Annotated in this window: 9 protein-coding genes and 2 pseudogenes; 5 read left to right on the forward strand and 6 right to left on the reverse strand. The window is 38.9% G+C overall.

Going from position 1 to position 12673, the window contains the following annotated elements:
* Positions 1-16 precede the first annotated feature (16 nt).
* From D0T57_RS08145 to D0T57_RS08160, 4 genes are all read left to right on the forward strand, one after another.
* A complete protein-coding gene (locus D0T57_RS08145; RefSeq protein WP_163272692.1) occupies positions 17-1741 on the forward strand; it encodes a DUF5114 domain-containing protein in 1725 nt (574 codons plus the stop codon).
* 4 nt (positions 1742-1745) lie between these two features.
* A complete protein-coding gene (locus D0T57_RS08150) occupies positions 1746-2792 on the forward strand; it encodes a glycosyl hydrolase 53 family protein (RefSeq protein WP_163272744.1) in 1047 nt (348 codons plus the stop codon).
* Positions 2793-2928: 136 nt separating this feature from the next.
* The gene (locus D0T57_RS08155) at positions 2929-5388 is read left to right on the forward strand and encodes a DUF4982 domain-containing protein (RefSeq protein ID WP_163272694.1); all 2460 of its coding nucleotides are present in this window, start codon (positions 2929-2931) and stop codon (positions 5386-5388) included.
* Between the two features lie 12 nt (positions 5389-5400).
* Positions 5401-7731, forward strand: coding sequence for a beta-galactosidase (locus D0T57_RS08160; RefSeq protein WP_163272696.1), 2331 nt, complete (start codon positions 5401-5403; stop codon positions 7729-7731).
* An 86-nt stretch (positions 7732-7817) separates the two neighbouring features.
* Here D0T57_RS08160 and D0T57_RS08165 read toward each other — a convergent pair whose 3' ends face one another.
* A complete protein-coding gene (locus D0T57_RS08165) occupies positions 7818-8675 on the reverse strand; it encodes a helix-turn-helix domain-containing protein (protein ID WP_163272698.1) in 858 nt (285 codons plus the stop codon).
* A 238-nt stretch (positions 8676-8913) separates the two neighbouring features.
* On the opposite strand from D0T57_RS08165, the gene D0T57_RS08170 reads away from it, so the two are divergent.
* The gene (locus D0T57_RS08170) at positions 8914-9597 is read left to right on the forward strand and encodes a TolC family protein (RefSeq protein WP_163272700.1); all 684 of its coding nucleotides are present in this window, start codon (positions 8914-8916) and stop codon (positions 9595-9597) included.
* 108 nt (positions 9598-9705) lie between these two features.
* Here D0T57_RS08170 and D0T57_RS15845 read toward each other — a convergent pair.
* The 5 genes and pseudogenes from D0T57_RS15845 to D0T57_RS08190 form a co-directional block, all read right to left on the reverse strand.
* Positions 9706-9963 (reverse strand): annotated as a pseudogene (locus tag D0T57_RS15845) (site-specific integrase); the annotation flags it as partial.
* A gap of 341 nt (positions 9964-10304) precedes the next feature.
* Positions 10305-10970, reverse strand: a pseudogene (locus D0T57_RS08175) (ABC transporter ATP-binding protein); the annotation flags it as partial.
* Positions 10971-10989: 19 nt separating this feature from the next.
* The gene (locus tag D0T57_RS08180; protein WP_163272702.1) at positions 10990-11328 is read right to left on the reverse strand and encodes a DUF2149 domain-containing protein; all 339 of its coding nucleotides are present in this window, start codon (positions 11326-11328) and stop codon (positions 10990-10992) included.
* The gene (locus tag D0T57_RS08185) at positions 11325-11927 is read right to left on the reverse strand and encodes a MotA/TolQ/ExbB proton channel family protein (protein WP_163272704.1); all 603 of its coding nucleotides are present in this window, start codon (positions 11925-11927) and stop codon (positions 11325-11327) included. The genes D0T57_RS08180 and D0T57_RS08185 overlap by 4 nt, the downstream gene beginning before the upstream one ends.
* Positions 11928-11936: 9 nt before the next feature.
* Positions 11937-12647, reverse strand: coding sequence for a hypothetical protein (locus tag D0T57_RS08190; protein ID WP_163272706.1), 711 nt, complete (start codon positions 12645-12647; stop codon positions 11937-11939).
* Positions 12648-12673: the final 26 nt, after the last annotated feature.

A 12673-nucleotide genomic window follows, 5' to 3' on the forward strand; every position in this document is an offset into this window, starting at 1 on the left:
GAATAACTGTTTACATATGAAAACAATAAACAATATATATAAAACTTTCTCGTGGCTGTTAGTGTTGCTGGTGATGATGACTGCCTGTGAGAATGATGGAGATGACATATATCTTTCAAGCATTGAAAGTAGTGATTTTGTAGTTACCGAAAGTAATGTAAAGTTATCGAAGGAGAACTCTACTGCTATTGTTCTTTCTCTGGCCTGGACTAAAAATTCATTTTTAGCTGTAAGTAATCCTTCTATGTCGACTACGGCAACAGTCTCTTATTATATCCAGATGTCAACGACTAACGATTTCAGTTCAAATGTTATCGAAATTAAGGATAATAATTTTTCGAAAGCATACACCGGAGCAGAACTTAATAAAATAGCAAAAAATCTGGGAATAGAACCGGATAATGAAACTCCTGTTTATTTCCGCATTAAGTCTGTCACTGGGGTAAATATGGATGGCCCGTACAGCAAGGTAGAGACTGTAAATATAACCTCTTATCTGATTGATATGTCTGTGGGATATGTACTCGATGCTGATAAAGTAGAAACAGGAATAATGCTTCATTCTCCGGAAATAAATGGTATATACGAAGGCTTTATGGGAGCTTCAGGGTGGTATAACTACTTTTTGCTCGAAGGAGATGGTACAATCTGGGGGAATGATGGTGTGAGCGGAACGGCTTTCGTTATGTCATCCGAAAATGATAATGACAAACGTTGGAATTTCTGGTTCCCGGGTGTTACAGGATGCTATTATACTGTAGTAAATACAAATACGAAACAATGGTCGGCTCTATTGCTCCCTTCATTAACTGTAAGTGGTGATATAAATGCCGAAATGACTTTCGACCGTCCTAATGTAAAATGGACTGCAACTTTTGATGTAACTGCAGCTTCAACATTGAAAGTGAATTTGAGTACTGTTGGTAAACAATATGATTATTCTACAAGTACTAATGATGATGCCGCAAAAGATAGTCAGGTTGCCTTTGCCCAGGAGGGACAGAATATAGTACTTGCCTCACAGGCCGGAGATATAACAGTGATAGTGCCCGAAGCAGGGACTTATACACTGGTAGTAGACCTGAAGCAGCCGGGAGCATGGACATGTACAGTTGTAAGCGGATCGGAAGAACCCGAACCTGTGATAGAATACCTGTATCTACCGGGAATAGACGATGGCATAAGCGGAAGTTGGACTTTCGATAATTATATGAAACTTTATAATGAAAGTGAACTGAATTATGCAGGTGTATTTAATGTCAACTCGCTATGGGGATATAGTATCAATATAGAAAAAGATAATTGGGATGATAAATATACAATGGTAGAGGGAGGAACTGCATATGCGGGCTCATTAGAACTTAAGGGACAGAATAATATTGCCCCTCCTACAGCGGGACTATATTTGGTAGAAGCGTCTTTGGTTCAGTTTACCTATAACCTGGCAGCAATAGGAAATCAAATCTATGTGGCAGGGTTGCATGATGTGTGGGATTTCAATACTCCATTGCCTGCAACAGCTACACCGGGAGTGTATGAAGGACAGATTACAATAAACAGCGCTTCACCATGGGGATTTGCCATTCATCTGGTAAGTGGAGACTGGGATCATAAATTCGGAGGTTCGGATGGTAAGTTGTATTATCGTGGAGATAATATAAAGGACGATGCTTCGCTAGCTCCGGGAACTTATCGGATGACAGTAGATTTAATCAATGAAACATATAGTATCACTCAATAACAGAATGACCATGAAACTGAAATATATTATATTATCAATAGCCATAGCCTTATTTGCATTTACATCATGTAGCGATGACGATAAGCCCGTATTTCCCGATCCACCTGTGATTGAATACGATATGACAGGTTTTGCAAAGGGAGCAGATGTAAGTTGGCTCACCGAAATGGAAAAAGTAGGAAAGAAATTCTATAATTCTAATGGTGAAGAAATGGAATGTCTGGCTCTGTTACGCGATCTCGGTTTTAACTCTGTGCGTTTACGGGTATGGGTTGATCCTGCAGATGGCTGGTGCAACACCAGTGACATGCTTATAAAAGCATGGAGGGCGAAGAATCTGGGTATGCGCATCATGGTTGACTTCCACTATAGTGATAGCTGGGCAGATCCGGGACAGCAAACCAAACCGGCAGCATGGACAGACCTTAGTTTTGACAATCTGAAAACAGCGTTGGCTGATCATACAACAGAAGTCCTTACTGCATTAAAAGGGATAGGCGTTACTCCCGAATGGGTACAAATAGGCAATGAAACCATGAATGGTATGCTCTGGGAAGACGGTAGCCTGCTTGCAAATGTGAAGAATTATGCAGAGCTTAACAATGCGGGGTATGATGCTACTAAAGCTATTTTTCCTGATGCTAAAGTGATTATTCACTTCGACCGTGGACACAGGAATGATATGTATCGTCCTCGTTTCGATGCCTTAAAAAATAATAATGCCAAATGGGATGTGATAGGTATGTCGCTTTATCCTACTAAAGATAATTGGGAAACGCTTGTTAACGACTGCTACAACAATATGTTGGACATGATAGAACGTTACGGTTCGGATGTAATGATATGCGAAATAGGTATGGACTGGGACCAGGCTGAAGCAGCAAAATCTATGCTTACGGCATTGATAGAGAAAACCAAGGCTGTACCTAACGGAAAAGGTCTGGGTGTTTTCTACTGGGAACCGCAATCGTATGGTAGTTGGAATGGTTATACCAAAGGTGCTTTTGATGAATCGGGAAAACCTACAGTAGCCTTAGATGCTTTTAAATAATCTTTATCTATAAAGAGGTATTACTATTTCGCCATCGATTATAATATCGGTGGCGAAAAAAGTAATAAGAAGAAAACAGCAAAGATGTGTTACCTTTGTTACTTTTTTATAAAAATATATATTTAAACGCTTAAATATGAAATATATAAAATATTCGATCTGCTTCATAATACTTTCTCTGTATACGGGATTGAGTTATTCCCAATCTGTACGGAATGAGTTTCTGATAGAGAAGAACTGGAAATTCAGTAAAGGCGATTTTTCGGATGCAAAGAATAATAATTATAATGACGCAAACTGGGAAACAGTCACAGTTCCTCACGATTGGGCTATATATGGACCTTTCGATAGGAAATATGATTTGCAGGAAGTTGCCGTTACTCAGAATGGAGAGACAGTCGCAACCGTTAAAACCGGTCGCACCGGGGGGCTTCCGTATATAGGTACAGGCTGGTACAGGAATAAGTTTGATATAAATAACTTCTCGAAGACAAATAATCGGGTGGCACTTCTATTTGATGGGGCAATGAGCGAAGCACGGGTATATGTGAATGGAAAGGAAGCTATCTTCTGGCCTTTCGGTTACAATTCATTTCATTGTGATGTTACAGATTTACTTAATACTGACGGTAAAAACAATATAATTGCTGTACGTCTCGAGAATAAACCTGAATCTTCTCGTTGGTATCCCGGTGCAGGATTGTACAGAAATGTACATATTATTATAACCAAAGCTGTCCATGTTCCGGTTTGGGGAACATATATTACAACACCCTTTGTTTCTAAAGAGTATGCTTCGGTTAGTCTGAAAACAGAGATTGAAAACAGTAATGGACAAGATGTAAGGATAGTAACCGAAATTCGCGACACAAATAATAAGGTGGTTGCGATGAAGGATAATACCCAGAAAATCAATCATGGGAAACCTTTTGAGCAAAACTTCCTTGTGGACAATCCTCAATTATGGTCGCCGGAAGCTCCTTATTTGTATAATGCTGTCTCAAAAATATATATTAAAAATCAGCTGGTAGATGAATATACTACCCGTTTCGGTATCAGGGATATAAAACTGATTGCTGACAAAGGATTTTTTCTGAACGGAGAACGTCGGAAGTTTCAGGGAGTGTGTAATCATCACGATTTAGGTCCTTTGGGTGCGGCAATCAATGTTGCAGCATTACGCCGTCAGCTTACCATGCTTAAAGATATGGGATGTGATGCTATCCGTACGGCACATAATATGCCTGCTCCCGAACTGGTGGAGCTATGTGACGAAATGGGCTTTATGATGATGATAGAACCTTTCGACGAGTGGGATATAGCTAAATGTAAGAACGGTTACCATCGCTTTTTTAACGAATGGGCAGAGAAGGATATGGTAAATATGCTTCGCAATTACCGTAACAATGCCTGTGTAGTGATGTGGAGCATCGGTAACGAAGTTCCTACTCAATGTAGCGATGAGGGGTATAAGGTAGCTTCATTTCTACAAGATATTTGTCATCGAGAAGATCCTACCCGTCCTGTGACCTGTGGTATGGATCAGGTTACATGTGTGTTGAATAACGGCTTTGCTGCAATGATTGATGTGCCGGGCTTAAATTACCGGGCACACCGTTATCAGGAAACTTATGAGAAATTACCACAGAATCTTGTATTAGGGTCTGAAACTTCATCTACCGTTAGTTCCCGCGGTGTATATAAATTTCCGGTAGAGAAGAAAGCCGATGCTGTATATGATGACCATCAATCGTCGTCGTACGACCTAGAGTATTGCTCATGGTCTAATATACCTGATGAAGATTTTGCCCTAGCTGACGATCACGACTGGACGATGGGGCAATTTGTATGGACGGGATTTGATTATCTGGGAGAACCGTCTCCTTACGATACCGATTCATGGCCAAACCATAGCTCTATGTTTGGTATTATCGATCTGGCCAGTATTCCTAAAGATCGTTATTACTTGTATAGAAGCGTTTGGAATAAAAAAGAAAATACATTACATATCCTTCCTCACTGGAACTGGAAAGGTCGTGAAGGGCAAACAACGCCTGTCTTTGTTTATACCAATTATCCTTCGGCAGAATTATTTATCAATGGAAAAAGCTATGGAAAGCAAGTTAAGAATAGTTCTACATTGCTCAATCGCTATCGCTTGATGTGGATGGATGCAATATATGAGCCGGGTGAGGTAAAGGTAGTCGCATATAATGAGCAGGGAGTGGCTGTAATGGAAAAAACAGTTCGTACAGCTGGCAAACCTCATCATATAGAATTAGTGCCGGATCGTACGCAGTTGTCGGCTGATGGAAAGGGTTTGGCATATATTAATGTACGTGTTGTAGATAAAGATGGAAATCTTTGCCCCGAATATCAAAGAATGATTACCTTTACGGTAAAAGGTAACGGTAGATACAGAGCTTCAGCAAATGGAGATCCTACAAGCCTCGATTTATTCCATTTACCGCAAATGCCGGCTTTTTACGGACAGCTGACATCGATAGTACAAGCGGGAGAGAATGGAGGCAAAATTATTTTTGAGGCAAAGGCCAAAGGACTTAAAGCTGGAGTAATTGAAATAGATGTGAAATAATGAGATTGTTGTATGAAGAAATTTATCTTGCTGGCAGGTATTCTTGCTATTTTATTTAACAGTTGCACAACTAAAGGTACTTTCGAGGTAGGAGACAAGACCTTCTTGTTGAACGGTGAATCCTTTGTCGTTAAAGCCGCCGAACTCCATTACCCCCGTATCCCTAAAGAATACTGGGAGCACCGTATTCAGGCAGCTAAGGCATTAGGTATGAATACCATCTGTCTATATGTCTTCTGGAACTACCACGAACCCGAAGAAGGCAAGTATGACTTCTCGGGACAAAAAGACATTTCCGCTTTCTGTAAACTGGCACAAAAACACGATATGTATGTGATTGTCCGCCCGGGTCCGTATGTTTGCGCCGAATGGGAAATGGGAGGGTTGCCTTGGTGGCTGTTGAAAAAGAAAGATATAAAACTTCGTGAGCAAGACCCGTATTATATGGAACGCACCAAGTTGTTTATGAATGAAGTCGGTAAGCAGTTGTCCGATTTGCAGATAACCAAAGGTGGCAATATCATCATGGTACAGGTCGAAAACGAATATGGGGCTTTTGGTACAGACAAGCCATATGTTGCAGCCATTCGCGATATAGTAAAAGAGGCAGGTTTTACCGATGTACCTTTATTCCAATGCGACTGGAACTCCAACTTTGAAAATAATGCGCTGGAAGACCTTGTGTGGACTATCAATTTCGGCACAGGAGCCAATATCGACGACCAGTTCAGTCGGTTGCAAGAACTCCGCCCCAATACTCCGCTCATGTGTAGCGAATTTTGGTCGGGATGGTTCGACCATTGGGGAGCAAAACACGAAACGCGCAGCGCCGAAGCGTTGGTAAACGGCATGAAAGAAATGCTCGACCGCAATATCTCTTTCAGCCTGTATATGACACACGGTGGAACCAGCTTCGGGCATTGGGGAGGAGCTAATTTCCCCAACTTTTCTCCCACCTGTACATCTTACGATTATGATGCTCCAATCGGCGAATCGGGGAACATTACGCCCAAATATTATGAAGTACGCAATCTGTTAAAGAATTACCTGCCAGAAGGACAGACATTGCCTGAAATTCCGGATTCAATACCGACAATAGCAATACCAGCATTTGAACTGACCGAAATAGCTCCATTGTTTGACAATTTACCTGATGCCAAAGAAAGTGAAACAATCCAATCGATGGAGTTTTTCGATCAGGGCTGGGGAAGCATCCTTTACCGGACAAAGCTCGAAGCTTCTGATGAGGAACAAACCTTGATAATAACCGAAGCCCACGACTGGACACAGGTATTCCTGAATGGAGAAAGAATAGCTACCCTTAGTCGAATGAAAGGTGAAAGTACTGTAAAACTTCCTCCTGTAAAAGAAGGAGCACAACTCGACATTCTTGTAGAAGCTATGGGGCGTATGAATTTCGGTAAAGGCATCTATGACTGGAAAGGGATTACAGAAAAAGTGGAGATACAAACAAGAAACGAGACAAAAGAATTAAAGAACTGGCAGGTATATAATATCCCTGTGGATTATGAATTTGCCAAGAATAAGCAATACAAGCGAGAACCAAATATCGCGAAGTCTCCGGCATATTACAGGGGTACGTTTACGCTAGACATGGTTGGAGATACATTTTTCAACATGATGAACTGGAGTAAAGGTCTGGTTTGGGTAAATGGTTATGCCATCGGACGTTTCTGGGAGATAGGCCCCCAGCAAACACTATATATGCCGGGATGCTGGCTTAAGAAAGGAGAGAATGAGATTATCGTACTTGATATGGCTTCTCCGGAAAAACCGGAAACAGAAGGACTCAGAATGCCAATATTGGATGTTTTGAGAGACAATGGTGCATACGCACACCGTAAGCTGGGTGAAAATTTGAATCTGACAGAAGAAACTCCTGTGTACAAAGGGGCTTTCAAACCGGGTAATGGTTGGCAGCATATCAAGTTTGGTAAGACAATAGATACCCGTTTCTTCTGTATCGAAGCATTGAACTCGCACGGAGGAGATGATTACGCATCGATGGCTGAACTGGAACTGTTAGGAGAAGATGGTAAACCTGTATCGCGTCAGCACTGGAAAGTAGTTTATGCCGATAGTGAAGAACTAGATGATGCCAATAATGTAGCGACCAATGTATTCGACTTACAGGAATCTACTTTCTGGCATACCAATTATTCTAAAGATAAACCTAAACATCCTCATCAATTGGTAATCGATTTGGGCGAAGACAGGAAAATCACAGGCTTTTCATACCTTCCACGGGCAGAAGCAAATAAATCGGGTATGATTAAAGATTTTAGAGTATATGTTAAGATGTCGCCATTTAAGGTTAAATAGTGTAATCTGTTGATGCTGTTTTTCGAGTATCTTTAGTCTTAGGTTATTAAAATGCCTGCGACAAACAACTATACAAGGAAAATCCATCATTTCATTTGTCTTCTATATTCTTTAGGGGTTAAACCTGTACGGCTCTTAAAATACTTACATAGAAAAGAAAGATTAGGGAAGTTTAATTCATTAGAAATTTCCAGAATAGAAAGGGATGAAGATTTAAGCATTAATTTTATTTCGGTAATGGTATAATTATCTATCCACTCTTTTGCTGTACGGCTATGAACATCCAATTCCTTTAAAATCATAGACAAGTATTTGGGCGTAATAAACAATTTGTCGGCATAAAATGCCACTTCCCTGCTCGTTTTGAAATTTTTCATCACAAGTTCACAAAACTGTTCCATAATCAGGTTTTTCCGGCTTCGGGCCAAATGTGACAGTTGCTCATTCCTTTTAATTTTATTGTAAATATCAAGAAAGAAGTTCCTTAGCAGGTTTGCAATAATCTCCCTTCTACATAAGTTTGATGTATCGTTATAACGATATTCTAATACCCTGAAAAATTCATTATAAAATAAATCAAACTCTTCCTCTGGCATTTGGAAGTAAAAATTTTCTTTTATAAATCCGACAAAAGAAGGCGGAAAACGAAAAAGTATTTCGCTCATAAATTCAGAAGACAACCTTATGAATAGAAAAGAAAAATCACTACTGATATTATGAAGAGTAACAATCTCATTAGGGAATAAAATGAAGAGTTTATTCTTTATTACAGATTGATGGTTCATATTTAAAACGAACTCAGCCCGACCTTCACGACAAATACAAACATAACCGTGCCTGAGTCTTAACGGAGAATCTAACTTATCAGCTTCGAGGAAAAATGGTTTTATCAAAAATTCATCATCACTCAAAACCGCACTTTCAATTATATCATCCAATCCCATATTTCTATTGTTCTGATTTTAACCATAAAACTACCTATAATTTTCAATATTTCTACAATTATTGGAAATAATGGCAACTTTTGGCGAAAAATGGAGCTCAAATTGGCATGAAAAATTAAAGACCTTTGCAGCAGGAAAATTTATAAATAATATGATTTTAATAAGAAGTTCTATCAAAAAGATTGTTTTGGCGTTATTCCTGTTACTGCCAATTACCAACCTATCAGCCCAAGAGAAAATGAATAGGGTACTAACTCTCGATGAGATATTTCATCTGGTTACGGAAAACAGTAAACAACTTAAACTTTCGCAAAAAGGAATAGACATTGCGAAAAAGGCTACCGATGTAGCTAAAACATCGCGGTTGCCATCTATCGATGCCTCTTTATCCTTTTCTTATCTGGGCGATGGCACGATAATGGATCGTGAGTTAACCAATATAACCCGTGCGCCAATGCCCCATTTTGGAAATAATTTTGCGTTGGAAGCCTCACAAGTTGTATTCTCAGGAGGAGCCATATCTAATTCTATAGCAAAGGCAGAATTACAAGAGCAAGTAGCTCAACTTAGTTATGAAAAAGACTTGATGGATATCCGTTTTTTACTTACCGGCTATTATCTGGATTTGTATAAACTAATGAACCAGAGAGAAGTATATGTGAAAAATATAGAACAAACTAATCTGCTAATCAAACAAATAAAGGCAAAACACAAAGAAGGGATGGCATTAAATAATGATATTACCCGCCATGAACTGACTTTGCAAAACTACGAGCTTTCCTTAATCGAAATAGATAATAACTGTGATATACTCAACCATCATCTGATTGTCACATTAGGTTTGCCGCATAATACAGTTATAATGCCGGATAGTATGATACTGGGCATAGACCTAAACATTCATTGTGTGTTTTACGGCTAGACATGCCACTTCTATAAGCTATTTGGGTCGGCATACCCGAGCCTGAACAACAATCTTTGGTATGTATGGGTAGTTGATATTCAGATGATTACTGATAATTTATAGTCGGATATATCTTAGGTATTCATTTGTCTTTTGGCTAGAAATTGTAGGCAGACATTTTCCATCCTTTTGACTTCCTTTATATTTAGCTAGTATCTCTTTAGGTATATCAAGTAAACGGATATTAGCATTTACATTGGTCTTACTCCGTTTTGTCATTACCCATAGGTTTCCATCAAAAGCTTCCTGTATATTATCTTCAGTTAAATTGGAAACATCGATATAGCTGAGTCCGGTATAGCAGTAGAAGATTTGAAATTTATCCGCTGAATAACAGGCAATTAAAGAGAAGAAAGTAAACAATGGGTAACGATTTAGAAATGAGCGAAACTCTTTGCTCTGCTTTATTTTACCATTGATTCAAATTACTATTTTACGAAGATAAAAATAGTTTTTTAATCAGCATAATTTCCGAGAAAAGAATTTCTCTTAGCAATTAATTCGAGTTGCTACTTATAGTATTTTTTTAAATTTTTCTAATTCTCTCAATTTGCAGAGATGTTTATATTTTTTTGATAATCAACTAAGTAAAAAAAACAGGAGATTGACAGATAGATTTTCTTTATTGTTATTTCCAATCATCCTCCAATATCACAAATGTCAAATTACACTTTATCTATCACCAGAATATTGTCGGCATCTGTTATGCTTGTCAGGCGATGGGCAATCATCAATACCGTTTTTCCCTTTGTTAGCTCACTCAGAGCTTTATGTATCAGATGTTCATTTTCTGGATCGGCAAAAGCGGTTGCTTCATCCAGTACCACAATGGGCGCATTTTTCAAGATAGCACGCGCCAGTACGATACGTTGCTGCTCTCCGCCCGAAAGATAGGTTCCTTCCGTACCTATTTTTGTATTCAATCCAAGTGGCTGCTTATCTATTATTTCACGGCACTGTGCCATATCTATTGCCTTTTCAACTTCTTCCATAGTTGCATCAGGATTGCCATATTTAATATTCTCAAGCAAAGTAGTCTTAAATAGTTTGGTATTCTGGAATACAAAAGAAATATGTTTCATCAACTCCTTTTGGTCTATATCCTTCATGTTTATTCCCGCGATAAGTACTTGCCCTTGGCTTGCTTCCCAAAATCGAGGTACAAGCCGTGCAATAGTTGTTTTTCCGCTTCCCGAAGCTCCAACCAATGCGACAGTTTTCCTTTGTGGAATTGAAAAACTCACACCATCTACTGCATTTTGTGTAGTAGATGGATATTGGAAAAATACATTATCGAAATGGATATCAAAGTTTTCTATAGGTTTTAAGTTTATTGAAATTATTTTTTATCTATTCCGGCACATATATAATCTCCCCATTCTCCAGTTCGTAGGCAATACCAACTTTCTTCCCTTTCGTTTGGGTTGAAGACTGATCCTGCGAGGGAGTATATTTATTTATCTTATTTCCTTCTTTTGTTATAATCTCCATATTATCTTTTCCCGGGTTCTTCACAATGGTGTAGTCTTCCTGAGTAAAAACTTCAGTCATATTCATGTGTATTACCATAGCCACCATTAACGCTACGGCAAATACCATTGCTACATCGAACAAGTTGACAATAACGCTTAGCGGATCGGTATCCTCCTCTTTCGAGAATTTGCTTATTCTTCTTTGTCTGCGTCTCATTGTTTCTCCTGTTTTTCGATTAATATTCTTGATATATAGTCTAGATTGTTCACGTCGCGTGCGTACCAACGTTGTTTAAACTGAAGCGTAACCAATCCGACAGCACTAACCACAAGCCCCACAACAGTAGTTGCAAATACAACCTGCATATTATACGCCATCCCCGAAATATCCCCAGTGGATAGACCTACCAATGCTGGGCTCATAGCAATTAGAGTTCCTATCAGCCCGAGTACAGGTCCCATCTTGGCTAATAGCTTAGACAAAGATGTATCCTTCTCTGCTTCATTTTCAAAATTGGAAATTAGAAAATCAGAATATGCTTCACTTGGAGATGTAGCTAACAAATCACGAAGATATCTTATAAAGAGTGAATTATCTTTTTCGGGTAAAGCGGCCTTTAATGATTCGATAGATGATGAACTTAAGTCTTTAATCTTATCATTCAACTCCTTATCATTCTTTCTTTTTACCATAAACTGATTATAGAAACTGCCGATCAGTAAAAGCGAACGTGCAAAGAGAAACAGCAGGATAATAATATCGGGGATAAGCAGGCTATTGGCCACCCAGAATAATACTTTCGAAATAACTTCCATTTTATAATTTTATTTTAGTTGATTTTTATTTTTTAGTTCTTTTTTCTGTCTGAATATCCATTTTACTTTATTCCATAAAAAGCCTATTAGAAAAGCACCTGCGAAAAGAATAAAGGACAAGACAAGAGCTTTAATATTTACTGGTTCTTCAACCGCCGCATATGTCACATTGCCATTTACGGTGGTGATAAGTCCTATAATACAGACAAATAGGCTGACCAGAAAATAAACTTCCAGCCGCAATTCCTTTTCGGGGTACAGATATCTAACCAGATAACTTAATGCCGGTAATCCTACGAGCACACCTCCTGCCAGAAGGTATGATATAGTAGTGAAATCAGTTCCCGGCATTGCGAATATTATCTGTGTAAGCAGATAAAACATGACGGGAAAGATTAGCAAGCTTGGATACCAATACAGTGGCTGAATCCATCTTTTTGTCTTTTTGCCAAACATCTCGCGCAGGGCCGCAAAACAGAATGCAAAGCAGATAGCCGACTCTATAGTAATGAGTACCGCCGCATCCTGCATTATCTTAGTGTTTTTCAGATAATCTACAATTTGCGTCTTCGATTGTAGGATTGCAAACTGGCATGCCCAAATTATAAAAACAGCACATATCAGACTGAATATTGCCGCCTGCCACAGTTTCCAAAAACTAAGTTTCAGGATACAGTTAATCAAGATAAACAACATCAGTATTTGTATAATAAGTTCCATCAATATATTTAGCTAATTTGATAATA

Source organism: Dysgonomonas sp. 511 (genome assembly GCF_010501105.1).
Lineage (GTDB): Bacteria > Bacteroidota > Bacteroidia > Bacteroidales > Dysgonomonadaceae > Dysgonomonas.